An 18,666-nucleotide genomic window follows, 5' to 3' on the forward strand; every position below is an offset into this window, starting at 1 on the left:
GATTCAAGGAGCAACGGAATGACGACAGCAGCGACCCCCCTGAGTGAGCGTTCGGCATGGAAGGCCCTGGCACAGCACGCGGAAGCGATGAAGGAGGTGCATCTGCGGACGCTGTTCGCCGAAGACCCCTCGCGTGGTGAGAAGTTTACGGCCGAGGCGGCAGGCCTCTTCCTCGACTACTCGAAGAACCGCGTGACCGGCGAGACGCTGAAGCTGCTCGTGCAGTTGGCAGAGGAGTCGGGACTGAAGACGCACATCGAAGCGATGTTCACCGGCGAGAAGATCAACACCACGGAAAATCGCGCTGTCTTGCATGTAGCCCTGCGCGCTCCCAAGGGCGAGTCGATCTTCGTCGATGGCGTGGACCAGGTTCCGCCGGTACACGCGGTGCTGGACAAGATGTCCGACTTCGCCGATCGTGTCCGCTCGGGCGAGTGGAAGGGCTATACCGGCAAGAAGATCAAGAATGTCGTGAACATCGGCATCGGCGGCTCCGATCTTGGTCCGGTCATGGCGTACGAGGCTCTGAAGCACTACAGCCAGCGCGACATCATCTTCCGCTTCGTCTCGAACGTGGATGGCACGGACTTTGCTGAAGCGGTCGAAGATCTCAGCGCGGATGAGACGCTCTTCCTCGTCGCCTCGAAGACCTTTACGACCCTCGAGACCATGACCAACGCGCACTCTGCTCGCGAGTGGGCCCTCGCCTCGCTCAAGGACGATGCCGCAATCGCGAAGCACTTCGTCGCCATCTCAACCAACGCTAAGGAGGTGTCGAAGTTCGGCATCGATACGGCGAACATGTTCGAGTTCTGGGACTGGGTCGGCGGACGCTACTCCATGGATTCCGCCATCGGCCTCTCGACCATGGTAGCCATCGGCCCCAATGCCTTCAGGGAGATGCTCGCCGGCTTCCACGCCATGGACGTGCATTTCCGCACCACGCCCTTTGAGAACAACCTGCCCGCACTGCTTGGGCTGCTGACCGTCTGGTACACGGACTTCTTCGATGCCCAGACGATGGCCGTGCTGCCTTATGAGCAGTACCTGAAGCGCTTCCCGGCTTACCTCCAGCAGTTGACGATGGAGTCGAACGGCAAGCACGTCACACTCGCTGGAACGCACGTCGAAACCGAGACCGGCCCGATCTACTGGGGCGAGCCCGGCACGAACGGCCAGCACTCGTTCTACCAGCTCATTCACCAGGGAACGCGCCTCATCCCCTGCGACTTCATCGGCTTCTACAAGACGCTGAACCCGCTCGGACGCCACCACGACATGCTCATGGCGAACGTCTTCGCGCAGGCCGAAGCCCTGGCCTTCGGCAAGACCGCCGAAGAGGTCAAGGCAGAGGGCGTCCCCGAAGCTCTGGTGCCGCACAAGGTCTTCGAGGGCAACCGCCCATCGAACATCCTTCTGGCCGAAAAGCTGACACCCGCAGTGCTTGGCTCTCTGATCGCTCTCTACGAGCACGCAGTCTTCACGCAAGGAACGATCTGGGGCATCGACTCGTTCGACCAGTGGGGCGTGGAGTTGGGCAAAGTGCTGGCAACGCGCATCCTCGGTGAGCTCGAAGGCACAGGAGAGCTGAAGCACGACACCTCGACCAACCGTCTGATCGAGAAGTACCGGGCGAATAAGTAGACCTCGCTCGCGAACGACAATCAGAGCCCGCTTCGATTCCGGAGCGGGCTCTTCTGCGTTTAGAGGAGTGCAAGCACATCCGCTGGCTCAGGCCGCACATGAAAGTCCGCATGCGCCTCGGCGAACGCGATCGTACCGTCCTGCCTGACAAGAAACGTAGCCGGCAAGGGCAGCGTCCAACTGGCCTCTGTAGCTGTGTCATACGTAAGGCCTGCATTTGCAAAAGGAATATTGACCAGGATCGACCGGTAGTAGTTCCGCAGGGGGACGGGAATCGTATGGGCCAGCCCGTAAGCATGCGAGACCTGCGCGCCCGGGTCCGACAGAATCGGAAACGGCAGCTCGTGTTGTTGCAGCGTAAAGTCGTTCTGCCGCGGAGTTTGGGGCGAGATCGCCAGCAGAAACGCCCCGCGACGACGCACGTCGGCATAGAGATCGCGCCAGATCTCCAGCTCCGTCACGCAATAAGGACACCAGCGCCCGCGAAAGAACTTCAACACCACCGGTCCCAGCGAAAGCACATCGGCCAGGTGAACCGGCTTGCCGGTCAGCGCGTCCGCAAGCGTGAACGTGGGAGCAATGGAACCTACAGGGGCTATCCGGTCTTCAATGCCGGTCTGAAAGAGTGCGGCGGTAGCGGCTTCGGAGACGGCGAGGCGCTCGGCCTGGACGAGAGCCCGTGTGTTCTGAGTAATGCGGTCGAGTTGGTCTTGGAGAGGCATGGGCTTCATTCCAGTTTATCTGTTTGCCAGACCCGCCGTGTCCCCCGATAATAGCCTGCATCGATATGAATACATTTTGTCTGGCGTTGGAGCTTCCGGTCTGGCAGCAGCGGTACGATCCGGCAGGGCATTGGCTTGTCTCGACCGCGCTGGCCGCGCTTCCTCTCCTTGTGCTCCTCACCTGCATGGCGGTCGTCAGGATGAAGGCCCACCTCTCGGCTCTCATGGGTCTTGGAACCGTACTTCTGGTCGCCATGCTCGCCTTTCATATGCCCGGAAAGCTCGCGGCGGAGGCAGCAGCATACGGCGCGGGTTACGGTCTATTCCCCATCTTCTGGATCATCTTCCCAGTCATCTTCCTCTACGGCCTTACCGTGCGCGCCGGACGCTTTCAGATGCTTCAGGACTGCCTGATGAACGTGACCGGCGATTCCCGCCTGCAGCTCCTGCTCATCGCCTTTTCAATCGGAGCGTTCTTCGAAGGCGCCGCCGGCTTTGGAACTCCCGTAGCGGTCTGCAGCACCCTCCTCCTCGGCCTGGGCTTCGCGCCTTTGCAAGCTGCAGGCCTGGCTCTTCTGGCCAACACAGCTCCGGTGGCCTTCGGCGCGCTGGGAATTCCGGTCACCGCCCTCCACGGCGTGACAGGCATCGACACCCTCATCCTCACCCGCGTGATCGCAGCCCTGCTCGTGCCGTTCTGCGTCATGGTCCCCTTCTGGGTCATCTGGACCTTCGCCGGCTTCAAAGCGATGCTGGAAGTCTGGCCTGCCGCTCTCGTCGCTGGAGGAACCTTTGCGGCGACGCAGCTCTTTGTCGCCCGCGTCCACGGCCCGTGGCTCGTCGATCTCAGCGCCTCTCTGCTCTCGATCGCAGCCCTCATCCTCTTCCTGCGTGTCTGGAAGCCGAAGCGGATCCTGAACGCCCGCTGCGAAGACGTCACAGGCGACGCTGTGGTCAAGACCGCAGGGGAGGGAAGGCGTGTGCTCACAGCAGGCACCCCCTGGGCAATCCTGATGCTCTGCGTCACCATCTGGGGCACGCCGGCCTTCGGCCATTGGCTCGACGGTTTCAGCGCCGTCCGCTGGGTCATCGCCGGCCTCGATCACGTCGTGTTCCGCATGCCCCCAGCCGTCCCCACCGCCGCGGCAGAGGCTGCGGTCTTCGCCTTCAACTGGCTCTCCGCGACCGGCACCGGCATCTTCATCGCCGCGCTGATCGCCGCCTTTGCCATGCGCCTGCCGGTCAAGGTGGTGGGCGAGGTCCTGTGGCAGACCGTGCTCAACACCCGCTTTACTGTGATCACGATCGCGGCCCTCATGGCACTTGGATTCGTCTCCCGCTTCTGCGGCTTGGACGCGACGCTCGGCCTGGCCTTCGCCCGCACCGGCCTCCTCTACCCTTTCTTCGGAACGCTCGTCGGCTGGCTCGGAACCGCATCGACGGGCTCCGACACCTCCTCGAACGTGCTCTTCGGCAGCCTGCAGAAGCTGACTGCCCAGCAGCTGCACATCTCACCCGCCCTGATGGCCTCGGCCAACTCCGGAGGAGGCGTCATGGGCAAGATGGTCGCGCCGCAGAGCGTCGTGATCGCCAGCACCGCCACCGGCATCTACGGTAAGGAAGGAACCATCCTGCGGTTCGTCTTCCTGCACAGCTTCGCGCTCGCCTGCCTCATGGGCATCATCGTCATGTTGGTGGTGTATCTGCCGTGGCTGAACCGGATGGTCCTGGGGTAGCAGTCTCGCTACCTGCCGGACTTCCCATGCAACAGAGAGAGAATGAGCGCGACCGCACCGAGTGCGAAGCCTAATCCACAGGCGATCAAGCGGCGTTTCGTAGCGGTGTGGACGTATGGGTAATACGTCTTGCAAGGATTCGCAGGGTTGTAAAGCACCTCGATCTCATCACCACGTTTCAGGTAGCTGTCGGCTTCACTGGTGTAATCGGTAAAGTGGCCGGTTTCCAGTTCGCCGTTCACGCGATACGAGAAGGTAACGTCGTAATGAGCGTAGTTATTTCGCGAAGCCTCGAACCATACCACTGAGTAGACCGTAGCTACGGTCGGAATCCAACTGGCCTTGTGGTGTTTCTTCGGGTGCGAGGCCGGCGTCTCGTACATGAAGCCGAGTATAAAAGGGACATGCTATGCTTCGCGAGTTTCCGGGGTTAAAACGAATGTCGTTTGAAAATGCACTGAGTTCGAAGCTTGATCCGACTGCCGCGAAGGCTGCGGCGAACAAAGCGGCACTGGCCGTTCTGATGGGAGCCGTCGCGGAGCAGGAGACCACGATCCGGCAAGGCGGAGGAGAAAAAGCCGCCGCGTCACAGCGAGCCAAGGGCCGCATGACCGCCCGCGAGCGCATCGCCGGCCTCATCGACGAAGGCACAGAGTTACTCGAACTCGGCCTCTGGGCCGCCTTCGGCATGTACGCCGAGTACGGCGGAGCCCCCGGCGCCGGAGTCGTCACCGGGCTGGGCAGAGTAGAGGGTCGCCTTTGCATGATCGTCGCCAACGACGCCACCGTGAAGGCCGGCGCCTTTTTTCCCATGACCGCCAAGAAGGTTCTCCGCGCCCAGACCATCGCCCTCGAAAACCGCATCCCGACCATCTACCTGGTCGACTCCGCCGGCGTCTTTCTCCCCCTCCAGGACGAGGTCTTCCCCGACACCGACGACTTCGGTCGCGTCTTCCGCAACAACGCCGTGATGAGCTCGTTCGGCGTCCCCCAGATCACCGCCATCATGGGCATGTGCGTCGCCGGCGGAGCCTACCTGCCGGTCATGACCGACACAGTCCTGATGACCGAAGGCTCAGGCCTCTTCCTCGCCGGTCCCGCCCTGGTGCAGGCCGCGATCGGCCAGGTAACGGGCGCTGAAGAACTTGGTGGTGCCTCCATGCACGCCGAGATCTCCGGCACCGTCGACTTCAAGGAGAAGGACGACGCAAGCTGCCTCGCAAGAATCCGCTCTCTCGTCGGCAAGCTTGGCAAGCGCGATCCCCACGGCGTCTTCTCGCAGATTCCCTTCGACCCCTCCACGGATGGCCCGGCCTTCCCGGCCGAAGACCTCCTCGGTTTGCTCGATCCAGTCCCGGGCGCAAGTAACATCTACGACGTGCGCGAAGTCCTCGCCCGCCTCCTCGACCGCTCGGAGTTCGACGAGTATAAGGCCGACTTCGGCCGCACGCTCGTCTGCGGCTACGGTCGCATCGGCGGCCGCGCCGTCGGCATCGTAGCCAACCAGAAGAGCAACCAGAGCACCACCGTCGCGATGGGCCCCGCAGCCGGAACCAAACGCACCGAGTTTGGTGGCGTCATCTACACTGACGCCGCCCAGAAGGCCGCCCGCTTCATCATGGACTGCAACCAGAGCCTCGTACCTCTCCTCTTCCTGCATGACGTGAACGGCTTCATGGTGGGCAAGGACGCCGAATGGTCGGGCATCATCCGGGCCGGCGCGAAGATGGTCTCCGCCGTCTCCACCAGCGTCGTCCCCAAGATCACCGTCATTCTTGGAGGCAGCTTCGGAGCAGGCCACTACGCGATGTGCGGCAAGGCCTACGACCCCCGTTTCCTCTTTGCCTGGCCCACGGCGCGCTACGCCGTCATGAGCGGCGCCAGTGCCGCCAGCACGCTCGCCAGCATCCGCACCGCGCAGATGGAGCGTGGCGGCAAGGTCCTCACCGAAGATGAAAAAAAGGCTCTTTACGAAGAGATCAAAGCCAGCTACGACGCCCAGGCCGATCCCCGTTACGGTGCAGCTCGCCTCTGGATCGACGCCCTGATCGATCCATCGAAGACCCGCGAGGTATTGATCACGGCTCTCGAAGCCGCGTCCCTGAACAGCGATGTGCCAACGTACAACCCCGGAGTGATGCAGACATGATCTCGCGCATCACGCTATGGACATTTCTGTTCGCATTGCTTCTGGGCAGCGGCATCGCGATGTGGGACGCATGGCACCCGGACAGTTGCTATCGTTATCTGCATGGCGATACGAAAGAGGAGCCGACCCAGACCGTCGAGATGGGCGCCGAGTCGGTCGCCGTCCCATGCGCGGAATGGTATCCCCGGCAGACGATCTATATGCAATCGGCGTGCATCGCGGAAGGCGCGTTCGTCGTAACCTTCCTGATGCGAGGCATCGGGGATTTTGTGAACTGGCGCCGGCTCAAGCGAGGGCAGCGGCGGTTGGAAGAGTGAAAGAATACCTTGAGCTATCTGAGAACAGTGATCCTATTCGGTTTTCTATCCAGGCAGACGATCCTTTTCTTCGTGCTCTCGGCCCTGCTCTTTGTGCCTTTGTATTTTGAAGCACGAAGCATGAACGAGCCCTGCGATACATACCGCAAGACTCATCCGATCGCAGCGAAGGCTTCCGTGCCTGCACGGGATGGATTCGTTGCTTTCACTCCATGCGACTGGGTACCGGAAACGACCCTGACAGGACGAGTGATCGCTCTTTGCTGGGTCCTCACAGTCTTGGTGTGTTTGTCGTCTTTCTTTGTCGACATCTTCTGGGCCATCCGTCGCCATACCAGGCGTTGAAATGAGATAGTAGTGCGGTGGTCTACGGAGAGAGGATGACGGAGTTGGTCAAGATTGTGGAGTGTCCGCGGGATGCCTGGCAGGGACTGCCCGGAGCGATCCCCCCCGAAGTAAAAGCCGATTACCTGCGCGTCCTCATCGCCGCCGGCTTCAAGCACATTGACGCCGTCAGCTTTGTCTCGAAAGAAGCCGTCCCGCAGATGGCCGACTCGGAGGTCGTCCTCCGCTATCTGGATCCCCCCGACGACGTCGAGTTGATCGGCATCGTCGTCAACGAGAAGGGCGCCGAACGCGCCATCAAGACCGAGTCCGTGCAGGCCTTCGGCTTCCCCTACTCCGTCTCCCCCACCTTCCTCGAACGCAACCAGCGCCAGACCCCGGAAGAAGCGCTCGAAGCCCTTGAGGCGATCGGGACGCTCGGCTACAAGCAGGGCATCGACACCGTCGCCTACATCTCGATGGCCTTCGGAAACCCCTACGGCGACCCGTGGGATATCGACGAGGTCGTAGCGGCCTGCGATCTCCTGGTCGACCTCGGCGTCCGTCAGATCTCACTCGCCGATACCGTCGGTCTCGCCACGCCGAAGATCGTCGCCGATGTCGTCAGCGATGTCCTCGCGGTGCACGATGGCGTCGAGATCGGCGTACACCTCCACGCGCGTCCGGCCGATGCCGCCGCGAAGGTCCGCGCTGCATACAACGCCGGGTGCCGCCGCTTCGATGGAGCCATCGGCGGCTTTGGCGGCTGTCCCTTCGCGCAGGATGCCCTGGTCGGCAATCTGCCCACCGAACTCTTGATCGCAGAGCTGAAGGCCCTCGGCGCGGAGATCGGCCCGATGCGCCCTCTCGACGGGCTCCTGGCCGCAGCCAAAGATATCGAAAAGAAGTTTGGAGCTAAAGTGCAATGACGATCCTGGTCGATGAGACCGAAGGTGTTCGGACGATTACGCTGAATCGGCCGGATCGCAAGAACGCTCTCACGGTCGAGATGCAGGAGGCGCTCATCCGCGCGCTCCACGATGCGTCGTCGGATCCCGCCTGCCGTGTCGTCGTGCTGGCCGGCGCGGGTGACGCCTTCTGCTCCGGACTGGATCTCGCGTCCCTGCAAGGGATGAACGACAAGACCGAAGCCGAGCATACCGCGGACGCGGCCCGTATCTCCGCAATGTTTCGGACCATGTACGAACTCCCCAAGCCGACTATCGCGGCGGTGCAGGGGCTCGCGCTCGCCGGCGGCACAGGCCTTGCGACGATGTGCGACTTCACCCTCGCCGTACCCGAGGCGAAGTTCGGCTACACCGAGGCCCGCATCGGCTTCGTGCCCGCCCTCGTCTCGGCCTATCTCATCCTGCAGATTGGCGAGAAGCGCGCGCGCGACCTTCTTCTGACCGGCAGACTCTTCGCCGCCGAAGAGGCCTTCCGGCTCGGGCTCGTCACGGAGATCGTCGAACCCGTGGCCTTACTCTCCCGCGTAGCTGAGATTGCGAAGACGCTTGTAGCGAACAGTCCCGAGTCCATGCGCGCGACCAAGGCCCTGCTGGCCGCGCAGAACAAGGCCTGGCTCGATGCGGCGCTCGAAGCGTCCATGAAAGCCAACGCCGAAGCCCGCTGTACCCATGACTTCAAGGAGGGCGTGGCCGCGTTCCTCGAGAAGCGGAAGCCGGTCTGGGGCTAGGCGGGAACGTTCGGTAAAATCGACGGATGAGTGAACATGCAGTCGTCGGCGAGGCCCGTATCCGCGTCCGGTATGCGGAGACGGATCAGATGGGTGTGGTCTATCACGCGAATTACCTTGTCTGGTTTGAGGTAGGACGAGCCGAGCTGATGCGGCAGATGGGCCTCGACTACAAGGAGATGGAGCGCGAAGAAGGCTGCGGCATCGCGGTGGTCGAGGCAAACTGCCGCTATCGCGCACCGGCCCGCTACGACGACGAACTCATCGTACGCACGCGCGTCACCGGCGCTCGTGGCGCTGTCGTGAAGTTTGGCTATGAGATTGTGCGTCTTGCGGACGAGACCCTCCTCTGCGAGGGCTATACCGTCCACGTCGTCGTCGGCAAGGACATGAAAAAGCGCTCTCTCCCGGAGAAATATGCGGAGCGTTTTCGCGCCGCTCTCATCCCATCTCTGTAGCCGCTTTCGAACGGCACAAGGAGACAGGCAATGAGCGTAGCGCTAGTAACCGGGGCAAATAAAGGGATTGGTCTTGAGACAGTGAAGCAGCTCGCGGAGCAGGGGATCACCGTCCTGCTGGGCTCACGCGACCTGGCCAGGGGCGAAGCCGCAGCGGCTCCGCTGAAGGCCGCCGGGCTGGATGTGCGTGCTGTCAAGATCGATGTCGACAACGCAGGCGATCGCGAGGCGATTGCGGCCTACATCGAGAAGGAATTCGGCAAGCTCGACATCCTCATCAACAACGCAGGAGTCCTGCTGGATGGCATGGGGTTGAGCAACCGCACCAGCACCACGAGTCAGGAGATGTTGTCGCAGACCTTCCAGACCAATGTCCTCGCACCGATCGCGCTCACTCAGGCCCTTCTGCCCCTGCTCCGGAAGAGCAGCGCCGGCCGCATCGTCAATCTGTCCAGCATTCTCGGTTCGTTGACCCTGCACGCCACCAAGGGCTCGCCGATCTATGACGCCAAGACCTTCGCCTACGACACCTCGAAGGCTGCGCTGAACTCCTTCACCATCCACCTCGCGCACGAACTCTCCGGCACCAGCATCAAGGTCAACTCCGCCCATCCAGGCTGGGTCAAGACCGACATGGGCACCGACGCCGCACCCATGGAGATCCCCGACGGTGCCAAGACCTCAGTCTGGCTCGCAACCCTGCCCGAAGACGGCCCGAGCGGCGGCTTCTTCCACATGCAGGACACGCTGCCCTGGTAACTCTCATCGAAGAAAAAGCGGCCACCGCGCGGTGGCCGCTTTTCCTTGCTCAAAATGCCAGCGTACGCGGCTTCGTATGTTTGCGAATGAACTGAATCGTCGTCTCCAGCGGTGTGCCCGGCCCGAAGATCGCCGCCACTCCACCCGCCTTCAGCCCCGCGATATCCGCCTCTGGAATCGTGCCTCCCAGAACCAGCAGAATGTCCTCCGCCTTCGCCTCGCGCAGCAGCGCCGTAATCCGCGGCACGATCGCATTGTGCGCTCCCGAAAGAATCGAAAGCCCAATGCAGTCCACATCCTCTTGCAGCGCAGCCGAGACGATCATCTCCGGCGTCTGCCTCAGCCCGGTGTAGATAACCTCCATGCCCGCATCGCGCAGCGCCCGTGCGATGATCTTCGCGCCACGGTCGTGCCCATCGAGCCCGGGCTTGGCCACCAGCACGCGGATTGGAGTCGTATGCATCACGCGATGAGTATACGGCGCTACTTCAATGTCACGATAGCGACCTCAAACGGCTCCAGGGTCAGGGCCGGCGAGGAAAGGTCCCGTTCGCCGACCGGCCCCTCGCCGGTCGAGGGAGCCACATACGCCACATGAGCGGCCTCTTTGGGCAAAGCGATCTGCAACGGATGGTTCCGCTTGTTCGCAAACAGAATCGTGCGGTGGCCTCCATGCAGAAATGCCTGAACGGCAAGATCCCTGGAACCTCCTCCGGTCTCCAGCATCGGATCGCCGTCGCCCAGGTGGTCGTGCAGCAGCTTCAGCGTCCAGTACCGCGCATTGGGCTTGGTCGTCGCGTAGCTCATCATGCTCACACTCGGATACTGGCTTGGATACCCGACCAATTGCGATTCGCCAACGACATCGATCCCGATCCGTGCCAGCTCGACGTAAAGATACGCATACAGCGCCCCCGCCAGGTTCCAGTAAGCGTCCGGAGGCGGAGGCGCAACGTATCCAGGATTGCCGATCTCCTTGCCGTCTTCAGGCAGAATAATGCCCAGCTCATTCAGGTCGGTACGCGTCGCTGGCGAAAGCCGCTTACGAATCAGCTCCGCGAACCGCACTGTATGCAGAAAGCCTTCTGCCTGATCGAAGAAGGTGTACTGCCAGTCGCCGATACCTTGCGCCGCCGTCGGCTCGGCATAGAAGTGATACGTGATGAAATCGAGCGGAGCGCCCGCACGGTGGTTCGCCGGGTTCAGAAAGTACTCGAACATCTCCGGATGCGTACTGGGGGCGCCAAGCGCCAACCCCATGAACTTGATCGATGGGTCCACCGCGTGGATCGCGGCCGTGACTGTGTCGTAGAAGCGCGTATAAGCCTCGGGTGTCCAGTTGTGCTCGAACTCGATCTCGTTCAGCACCTCCCAGTAGGCGAAGTGATAATGGTGTCCGGACTCATGCCGCTTGCCCAACTCATCCGTAAATCCGCCCTGCGTGTACCAGGCCACCAGCCGCGCAAAATACGCCGCAGCCTCCTTCATCGAAGGATCCCGCAGATCGTTGCCTTGCGTGTAATGCCAGAACACCTGGTTCGGGTCATCCGGATATGTCACCGGTTTGTCGGTCTTGTACATCCAAGCCGGAATGGTGGAGAAGTTCATCACCACCGAGTGCCCGGCCTGCGCCTGCATGAAGTCATCAAGCGTCGGGTCGATATGCGTAAAGTCCCACGACGTCGCACTGGCCGTAGGAGCCTGCAACTCAGCAACAGCCTGCTTCGGATACGGCAGCCAGGGCACATACCGCACATAGTCCGCTCCCAGCGCATGCAGGGAGGAGAAGGTGGAATCATGCAGCTTCGCCCCGCGCAGCAACTGCGGGTTCACCACAACCTGAAGCGTCGGCGTAGCGTGAGAGGTTGCGATGGTCTTCGCCCAGTTGACCGTAACGTTGGTCTGAGCCGAAACGACAGAAGCACTGAGCGAAAGAACGACGACTGGGAGCCAGTTTTTCATGAATGCCGAGTATGCCACGGAGCAGCCGTGGTTAGCGAGCGTCTTCGTCCAAAGTCTTACGTGCGATCTGCCAGGCCTTCGCGTACTTCCAGCTCGTATACGTCGCCTGGTAAAGATGCAGCAGGAGCCCCTCACGCCCGTCTAGAATCCCCAGGCGAAAGACGAAGTTCCAGACAAACGTCAGGTTCGGAATAATGAAGACGTTGAAAAAGAAGACGAGCGGGTTGCGCGAGTCCTTGTGACTCAGCAGGAGGTGCTGCGCCCCCAGCGTGCTATACCGGTCCATATGCTCGATATAGTCCTCAAGCGTCGGATAGGCATGGTGGATCAGATCGAAGTCCAGCGTGTCCGAAGCCCCGAAAAATGAGATCGTCTCATGAACCAGCCGGTCGCCGAACTGCGGTGTCTGGTCGAACCCGACCGCGTTCCGGCGGAACAGACGAAGCTTCGGATCCGGATAGAACCCTCCGTGCTTCATCCAGCGGCCAAGAAACAGGTTCCGTCGCTTCAGGTAGTAGGCATCCACACGCGGATTCGTCGGGATGAACGTCCTGATCTGCGTCTGAAGCTCAGGCGAAAGTTCCTCATCGGCATCTAGCGAAAGCACCCAGTCTCCGGTGCAGAGCGCAATCGCCGCATTCTTCTGCGCGGCAAAGCCGAGCCACGGCTGATGCACGACCGTTGCATGGAAGGACTCTGCAATCTCGACCGTGCGATCCGTCGAGCCGGAGTCCATCACAACAATCTGGTCGGCAAAACCGACGCTCGCGAGCGTACGGGGAAGGTTCGCCTCTTCATTCAAGGTGATGATGGCAACGGAGATCGTTTGGCGCATGAGTAGGAGATTCCAGGTCGTGGTGGGCGATCGGTTTCGGGGGAGCCTAGGCTGTGCGCTGCTTATAAGTTGAGACTATAACAGGATTTTGTCGCTCTTCCTGACAGAAGAGCGACTCAGGGGAGAATGATTTCCGCGTCCTGCAGATGCTCCCGGAGCAGACGCTGCGTCAGCGGCTTTAGCGCCTCGCCGGTCTTGGGAAGAATGAAGTTCTGCGTGGCCTCGTCAAACTCGAGCTTGTAGCTGGTGGCCTGTGCGGAGATCCAGATCTGTCGGATCGGAGTATTTGGTGTCACCACAAACTTCGGCGACCCGTCTTCAAAAATGATGTTCATGACGCCGTTATTGTCCTCAAACTCGAAGATGCCCGAGGCGTCGCCGGCGGTGATCAGGGACTGCTTGAGGCTTTCGAGAGCCCGGTCGGACTCACGACGGAAGGTAGATTCGTCGATCATAGGCCTTAGTTTAGCGCGTTGGAGACCCGGAGGTTGCTGGCAGGGGAGGGTGCGGTAATATTCACGCACGAGAAAGAGCATTGCAACCGAGTTTGCCTATCTGGAGGAGGCTTCCAGGGCAGGTATCCTGACATAAAAAGCCGACTCTCCTCCCGCGGCTTTTATCCGAGGGGAGGAGAGTCGGCTGATCCGGACCTTTAGAAGGGGATATCGTCGTCTGTAATCCCGGTGTCACCATAATCCGGTGCCGAGACCGGCTGGCTCTGCGAGTAACCGCCGCTGGAGGAACTGGAGCGCGAGTAGCTCGACGATCCTCCACCCTCGGATCCGCCGGACTTCGAGCCCAGAAGGGTCAACTCGTTCACCAGGATCTCCGTGCGGTACTTCTTCTGGCCGGACTCCTTGTCATCCCACGAGCGCGTCTGGATCTTGCCCTCGATGAAGAGCTGCGTGCCCTTCTTGACGTAGTCGCGGACGACCTCGGCGGTGCGATTGAAGGCGACCAGGTTGTGCCACTCGGTCTTGTCGGCCCAGTTGCCCTGCGCATCCTTCGCGCGATCCGCAGTCGCCAGCGTGAACTGGGCGATGGTCATGCCGCCGGGGGTAGCGCGCATCTCGGGGTCTTTGCCGACGTTGCCGAGAAGAAGAACTTTGTTGACGCCTTTTGCCATGTTTGGATACTCCGATACTGCGTGTTTAGAGGTTGAGGATAGCAGATGGGATGCTGAGAATATCGGGCCGAAACCGGTCGCGAGGCGCACCAAATCCCGTTTTGGTTGCAACACCGTCATCGTTCAGGGGCGTTTTAGCGTTTGCGGTCGCCGGAAAGCTTCAAGAGCGCCAGCAGAAGCGTCAGCGTTCCGGTCGGCAGGCATCCCATCGCGATCATCAGGCAAAGCCACCCGGCATTCGTGTGCGGACCCTGCTTGGTCACGCCCCCGAAGGCAAAGTTCATCAGCACCGCCGAGACAACGCCGACAAGGAAGATTCCCAGTCCGGTACGAAGAAGGGTGCGGGTGTCCGAGCGCATCGTCAACGGTAGGCCGCCAGCATCGCATACACAATCACACCCGTGACCGACACATACAGCCAGATCGGATACGTGTACCGCGCAATCTTCCGATGGAGCGGAAACCGCCCCGTCAACGAAAAGAAGAACGTGATCAGCACCATCGGCAGAGCGATCACCGAAGCTAGAATATGCGGCAGCAGCAGGATCCAGAGATAGACAAACCGCGCCACGCCGTGTCCCGGAAACTTCGCGTCGCCGTGCAGCGCATGGTTGGTAATGTACGAGGCCAGAAACAGCGACGAAAACAGGAACGCCGTGAACATGCTGTTGCGGTGCTGCACCAGAGCCCCCCGCCGGATGTACCGTATCCCCAGGATCAACGCGATCGTGCAGCATGTATTCAGCAGGGCGTTCAGCGCAGGCAGAAAGGCCAGGTGCGTCCCGGCGACATCGCTCGGCTGGTGGTAGTAGACCAGCCACGCGAGAAACAGGCTCGCGATCACCGAGATGCCGATGATGGCCGCGATGAACGACGGATGCGTCCGGTTCGGTGGAATGAGCGTGCGTTCTTTGGTCATGGCGTGTCTTTAGTCTCTCATCCCTTAAAACAGCAGGCGGCCCTGCGCGTTCAACATCATCGCGCCAAGCAGTAACGGCAGGTAGATCACGGAGCAGCGAAGCAGCGCGACCGCAAGCTTGCGACTCTCCGGCGACTCCGGATTCCGTGTAATCGTGGCAAAGCGAAGCGTGTAGTACAGATACCCCAGAGACAGCACAGTCGCGATCACCGCATAAGGCATACCCGTCGTCCCCAGCCACGTAGGCCAGATCGCCACAGGCACCATCAGCACCGCATAAAACAAGCTCTGAATCACAGTCGACCGCGCCGCCCACCGAATATCGGAGTTGGTGGGCGTCAGCCGGATTCCCGCAGCCGCATAGTCATCCCGGTACATCCAGCCGATCGCCATAAAGTGCGGAAACTGCCACACGAACATAATCGCGAACAGCGCGACAGCCGGCCACTCAATCACGCCGCGCACCGCGGTCCAGCCGATCAGCGGCGGTAACGCCCCCGGAAACGCACCGATAAAGGTGTTGATCACCGTCACCCGCTTCAGCGGCGTATAGATCGCCACATAGGCGATCGCGGTCAGCAGCGTCAGCGTGCCGGTCAGCACATTGGTCTGGATCGCCAGGTAAAGCGACCCCAGAAAGACAGCGAGAAAGCCAACCGTAAGCCCATGCGCCAGCCCAATCCGGCCCGCGGCCATCGGCCTGTCGGCGGTGCGACGCATCAGCAGGTCGGTCTTGCGCTCCAGCGCCTGGTTCAGTGCGCTCGAACCCAGCGTCACGACCGTAATCCCGGCCAGCGCCTCGAACAGTCCCGCGTGGAACGGTGAAATCCCGCTCCGAAGGCTACCCAGGTAAAAACCCGCTCCAGCCGTAATCACGACCATCACGGAGACACGCAATTTGAAAAGGACAACATAGTCCGACAGAAGTGTATGTGCCTTCTGGGTCTTCGCTTTGGCGGAGACGATCTGCTCGGAGGTTGCTGAGATAGCCACGCTCTCTAGAATAACGGGTTCTGCGATACGATGGGGGCCATGTGGCGCATACTGGCAATTCTCTTGGTCCTGACCGCCCCCCTCCGGGCCGAAACCGTACGTGGGCTGCCGAAACCCACCGGCTACGTCAGCGACTTTGCCGGTGTGCTGGACGCCGGAGCAAAGGCGCAGATCGAGGCCCAGTGTACGGCGATCCACCAGAAGACCGGCATGCAGATTGCGGTCGTGACGATCCACCATCTCGAAGGCGACACCGCGCAGGAATTCGCTCAGGGCATCTCCGACGCCTGGCACGTCGGCAGCAAGGGCACGGACAAGGGCGTCCTCATGCTCTTCTCCATCGACGACCACAAACGCTGGATCAACGTCGGCTACGGCCTGGAAGGACCGCTCAACGACGCGAAGGTCGGAGACATCGGCCGCACGATGGTCCCCCTCCTGAAAACCGCCCACTACCGCGAAGCCATCACCATCGCCGTCGACCAGATCGCCGCCGCCATCTCCGCGAATCCCACCGATGCTCCCCCCACCCCTCCCGCCCCTCCCTCTCCGCCCGTTTGGCCGATCTTTCTCGCCTGCGGCATCTGCGGGGGAGTCTTCCTGGCCATCGTGATCGTGGTCAGCTTGCGACGGAGGCAACCCACCCTTGGCGCCGTCAAACACAGCCTTGGCATGCCCATCCTTACGTCCATGCCCTCAGAGGACGACTCTCGCAGCAGTTTTTCCTCCTCCTCCAGCAACGACTCCTCCAGTTCCTCCAGCAGCAGCGACTTTGGCGGCTTCGACGGCGGCTCCTCCGGCGGAGGCGGTGCCGGAGGAGACTGGTAACCACCCCATTGCTCTACAATCACCCCTGTGAGGTTGCACAGCATGATGCGTCTTCGTTCGTGGATGGGGGTAATTTTGGCAGGGAGCACCATATTGGCAGGCACAGCAGAAGCACAGACCCTCAGTCCCGCAAACCCGTTCTACGCCAAGAGCACCCTCCCGTATCAGGCGCCGCCCTTCGACAAGATCGAGGATGAGGACTACCAGCCCGCCATCGAAGCGGGCATGGCCCAGCAGAAGCGTGAGATCCAGGCCATCGCCGCCAACCCGGCCGCGCCCACGTTTGAGAACACCATCGTCGCCATGGAAAAGAGCGGACAGCTCCTCTCACGCGTCATGGCCGTCTTCAACGGCGTCACCGGTGCCAACACCAACCCCACCCTCCAGAAGGTCCAGGAGGCGATCGCCCCCAAGCTCGCCGCCCACCAGGACGCCATCTACCTCGACGCCAAACTCTTCGCACGCGTCGAGAAGATCTACAAGCAGCGCGATACCCTCAAACTGACCCCGGAAGGGAAGCGTCTCGTCGAAGTCGACTACCGCCAGTTCGTGCATGCCGGAGCCAACCTCTCCGACGCCGACAAGGTCGCCCTCAAGAAGCTCAACGAGGAAGAGTCCACCCTCGAGAACGCCTTTATTACCAAGCTCCTCGCCGCCACCAAGGCTGCGGCCTTCCATACCGCCGACAAATCCAAACTCGCCGGCCTCACCGATGCCCAGATCGCCGGAGCCGCCGAAGCCGCCAAGGCCCGCTCCACCGACGGCTACGTCATCCCGCTCATCAACACCACCCAGCAGCCCAGCCTCGCGTCGATGTCCGACCGCGCTGCCCGCGCCGAACTCTTCGAGCACTCCTGGCTCCGCACCGAGCGCGGTGGCGACAACGACACCCGCGCCACCATCTCCCGCATGGCGCAACTCCGTGCCGAGAAAGCCAAACTCCTCGGCAAGCCAAGCTACGCCGCATGGTCCCTCGAAGACCAGATGGCCAAGACCCCCGAAGCCGCCCTCAAGTTCATGGACGACCTCGTCCCCGCCTCCACCGCCAAGGCCCACGGCGAGGCCGCCGAGATCCAGTCCCTCATCGACGCCCAGCACGGAGGCTTCGCGCTCGAACCCTACGACTGGGAGTTCTACTCCGAGCAGGTCCGCAAGGCCAAATACGATATCGACGAAGCCCAGGTAAAGCCCTTCTTTGAGATCCGCAACGTCCTCGAGAACGGCGTCTTCTACGCCGCCCACCAGATGTACGGCATCACCTTCAAGGAGCGCCACGACCTGCCCGTCTATCAACCTGACGTGCGTGTCTTCGAGGTCTTCGACGCCGACGGCAAAACCCTCGCCCTCTTCTACCAGGACCCCTTCAAGCGCGACAACAAGAACGGCGGCGCATGGATGGACGAGTTCGTCGGCCAGTCCAAACTCCTCGGCACCATCCCCGTCATCTACAACGTCACCAACTTTGCCAAGCCCGCCCCCGGCGAGCCCGCGCTCATCAGCTTCGACGACGTCACCACCATGTTCCACGAGTTCGGCCACGGCCTCCACGGCATCTTCGCCAACACCGAGTACCCAAGCCTCTCCGGCCCCAACGTCCCCCGCGACTTCGTTGAGTTCCCCTCGCAGTTCAACGAGCACTGGGCCATGTACCCGTCCGTCTTTGCCAACTACGCGAAGCACTACAAAACCGGCGCTCCTATGCCCGCCGAGCTCGCCGCGAAGATCAAGAAGGCCGCTACCTTCAACGAGGGCTACCAGCTTACCGAGCTCCTCGCCGCCGCCGAGCTCGACATGCAGTGGCACACCCTCGCACCCGGCCTGCCGCTCCAGGACGTAGACGCCTTCGAAAAAGCAGCTCTCGAAAAAACGAAGCTGGCTCTCAAGGAAGTCCCCCCGCGCTACCGTTCCAGCTACTTCGCTCACATCTGGAACACCGGTTACGCAGCCGGTTACTACGCCTATCTCTGGAGCGAGTCCCTCGACGACAACGCCTACCAGTGGTTTGAAGACAACGGCGGCATGACCCGCGCCAACGGCGACCGCTTCCGGAAGATGGTCCTCTCCCGCGGCAACACCGAAGACCTCGACGCCATGTACAAAACCTGGCTAGGCAAAGATCCCGTAGCCGCCCCCATGCTCAAACAGCGCGGCCTCAAATAGCCCCAAAACTACACCAACGTCTGTGAACCGCCCCAAAT

General features: G+C 61.5%; 20 protein-coding genes. 10 read left to right on the forward strand and 10 right to left on the reverse strand.

What is annotated here, in order from left to right; translation table 11 throughout:
* Window positions 1–18: 18 nt before the first annotated feature.
* Window positions 19–1,644 carry a glucose-6-phosphate isomerase gene (pgi, locus tag BM400_RS12080; RefSeq protein ID WP_089839393.1) on the forward strand — a complete coding sequence of 542 codons (1,626 nt, stop codon included), beginning with the start codon at window positions 19–21 and terminating at the stop codon, window positions 1,642–1,644.
* A 59-nt stretch (window positions 1,645–1,703) separates the two neighbouring features.
* Here the strand turns inward: pgi and BM400_RS12085 are convergent, their stop codons facing one another.
* On the reverse strand, window positions 1,704–2,366 hold the full coding sequence (locus tag BM400_RS12085; protein WP_089841839.1) for a peroxiredoxin-like family protein: 663 nt from the start codon (window positions 2,364–2,366) through the stop codon (window positions 1,704–1,706).
* A gap of 65 nt (window positions 2,367–2,431) precedes the next feature.
* Here BM400_RS12085 and BM400_RS12090 point away from each other — a divergent pair, with 65 nt between their 5' ends.
* Entirely contained in the window at window positions 2,432–4,102 is a 1,671-nt protein-coding gene (locus tag BM400_RS12090) for an L-lactate permease (RefSeq protein WP_089839394.1), read from the forward strand.
* An 8-nt stretch (window positions 4,103–4,110) separates the two neighbouring features.
* Here the strand turns inward: BM400_RS12090 and BM400_RS12095 are convergent, their stop codons facing one another.
* Window positions 4,111–4,485: a DUF3592 domain-containing protein gene (locus tag BM400_RS12095; RefSeq protein ID WP_089839395.1), complete on the reverse strand. Its 375-nt coding sequence runs from the start codon at window positions 4,483–4,485 to the stop codon at window positions 4,111–4,113.
* A gap of 56 nt (window positions 4,486–4,541) precedes the next feature.
* Between BM400_RS12095 and BM400_RS12100 the strand changes: the two genes are divergently transcribed.
* From BM400_RS12100 to BM400_RS12130, 6 genes are all read left to right on the forward strand, one after another.
* A complete protein-coding gene (locus BM400_RS12100; protein ID WP_089839396.1) occupies window positions 4,542–6,251 on the forward strand; it encodes an acyl-CoA carboxylase subunit beta in 1,710 nt (569 codons plus the stop codon).
* The gene (locus tag BM400_RS12105) at window positions 6,248–6,568 is read left to right on the forward strand and encodes a hypothetical protein (protein ID WP_089839397.1); all 321 of its coding nucleotides are present in this window, start codon (window positions 6,248–6,250) and stop codon (window positions 6,566–6,568) included. The genes BM400_RS12100 and BM400_RS12105 overlap by 4 nt, the downstream gene beginning before the upstream one ends.
* Before the next feature lie 380 nt (window positions 6,569–6,948).
* The gene (locus tag BM400_RS12115) at window positions 6,949–7,821 is read left to right on the forward strand and encodes a beta/alpha barrel domain-containing protein (RefSeq protein ID WP_089839399.1); all 873 of its coding nucleotides are present in this window, start codon (window positions 6,949–6,951) and stop codon (window positions 7,819–7,821) included.
* The gene (locus BM400_RS12120; protein ID WP_089839400.1) at window positions 7,818–8,588 is read left to right on the forward strand and encodes an enoyl-CoA hydratase/isomerase family protein; all 771 of its coding nucleotides are present in this window, start codon (window positions 7,818–7,820) and stop codon (window positions 8,586–8,588) included. Before BM400_RS12115 ends, BM400_RS12120 begins: the two co-directional genes overlap by 4 nt.
* Window positions 8,589–8,614: 26 nt before the next feature.
* The gene (locus BM400_RS12125) at window positions 8,615–9,046 is read left to right on the forward strand and encodes an acyl-CoA thioesterase (RefSeq protein ID WP_089839401.1); all 432 of its coding nucleotides are present in this window, start codon (window positions 8,615–8,617) and stop codon (window positions 9,044–9,046) included.
* A 30-nt stretch (window positions 9,047–9,076) separates the two neighbouring features.
* Window positions 9,077–9,805 (forward strand): SDR family oxidoreductase, encoded by a 729-nt coding sequence (locus BM400_RS12130; protein WP_089839402.1) that lies wholly within the window; start codon window positions 9,077–9,079, stop codon window positions 9,803–9,805.
* A gap of 49 nt (window positions 9,806–9,854) precedes the next feature.
* On the opposite strand, the gene BM400_RS12135 is transcribed toward BM400_RS12130, so the two are convergent.
* From BM400_RS12135 to cyoE, 8 genes are all read right to left on the reverse strand, one after another.
* Entirely contained in the window at window positions 9,855–10,268 is a 414-nt protein-coding gene (locus BM400_RS12135; RefSeq protein WP_089839403.1) for a cobalamin B12-binding domain-containing protein, read from the reverse strand.
* A gap of 20 nt (window positions 10,269–10,288) precedes the next feature.
* On the reverse strand, window positions 10,289–11,767 hold the full coding sequence (locus BM400_RS12140; protein WP_089839404.1) for a GH39 family glycosyl hydrolase: 1,479 nt from the start codon (window positions 11,765–11,767) through the stop codon (window positions 10,289–10,291).
* A gap of 31 nt (window positions 11,768–11,798) precedes the next feature.
* Entirely contained in the window at window positions 11,799–12,602 is an 804-nt protein-coding gene (locus BM400_RS12145) for a glycosyltransferase family 2 protein (RefSeq protein ID WP_089839405.1), read from the reverse strand.
* Window positions 12,603–12,718: 116 nt separating this feature from the next.
* Complete coding sequence (gene cyaY / locus BM400_RS12150) at window positions 12,719–13,057, reverse strand: iron donor protein CyaY (protein ID WP_089839406.1); 339 nt, start codon at window positions 13,055–13,057, stop codon at window positions 12,719–12,721.
* A 197-nt stretch (window positions 13,058–13,254) separates the two neighbouring features.
* Window positions 13,255–13,728, reverse strand: coding sequence for a single-stranded DNA-binding protein (locus BM400_RS12155; protein WP_089839407.1), 474 nt, complete (start codon window positions 13,726–13,728; stop codon window positions 13,255–13,257).
* Window positions 13,729–13,862: 134 nt separating this feature from the next.
* Complete coding sequence (locus BM400_RS12160; RefSeq protein WP_089839408.1) at window positions 13,863–14,087, reverse strand: hypothetical protein; 225 nt, start codon at window positions 14,085–14,087, stop codon at window positions 13,863–13,865.
* Between the two features lie 2 nt (window positions 14,088–14,089).
* Window positions 14,090–14,647 (reverse strand): DUF420 domain-containing protein, encoded by a 558-nt coding sequence (locus tag BM400_RS12165; protein ID WP_089839409.1) that lies wholly within the window; start codon window positions 14,645–14,647, stop codon window positions 14,090–14,092.
* Between the two features lie 24 nt (window positions 14,648–14,671).
* A complete protein-coding gene (gene cyoE, locus BM400_RS12170) occupies window positions 14,672–15,640 on the reverse strand; it encodes a heme o synthase (protein ID WP_245781843.1) in 969 nt (322 codons plus the stop codon).
* A gap of 39 nt (window positions 15,641–15,679) precedes the next feature.
* Here cyoE and BM400_RS12175 point away from each other — a divergent pair, with 39 nt between their 5' ends.
* Together BM400_RS12175 and dcp are read left to right on the forward strand one after the other, a co-directional pair.
* On the forward strand, window positions 15,680–16,468 hold the full coding sequence (locus BM400_RS12175; RefSeq protein WP_245781844.1) for a TPM domain-containing protein: 789 nt from the start codon (window positions 15,680–15,682) through the stop codon (window positions 16,466–16,468).
* 93 nt (window positions 16,469–16,561) lie between these two features.
* Complete coding sequence (dcp, locus tag BM400_RS12180) at window positions 16,562–18,628, forward strand: peptidyl-dipeptidase Dcp (RefSeq protein ID WP_245781845.1); 2,067 nt, start codon at window positions 16,562–16,564, stop codon at window positions 18,626–18,628.
* The last annotated feature ends 38 nt before the right edge of the window (window positions 18,629–18,666 follow it).

Origin of the sequence: Granulicella pectinivorans (assembly GCF_900114625.1) — a bacterium.
GTDB lineage: Bacteria > Acidobacteriota > Terriglobia > Terriglobales > Acidobacteriaceae > Edaphobacter > Edaphobacter pectinivorans.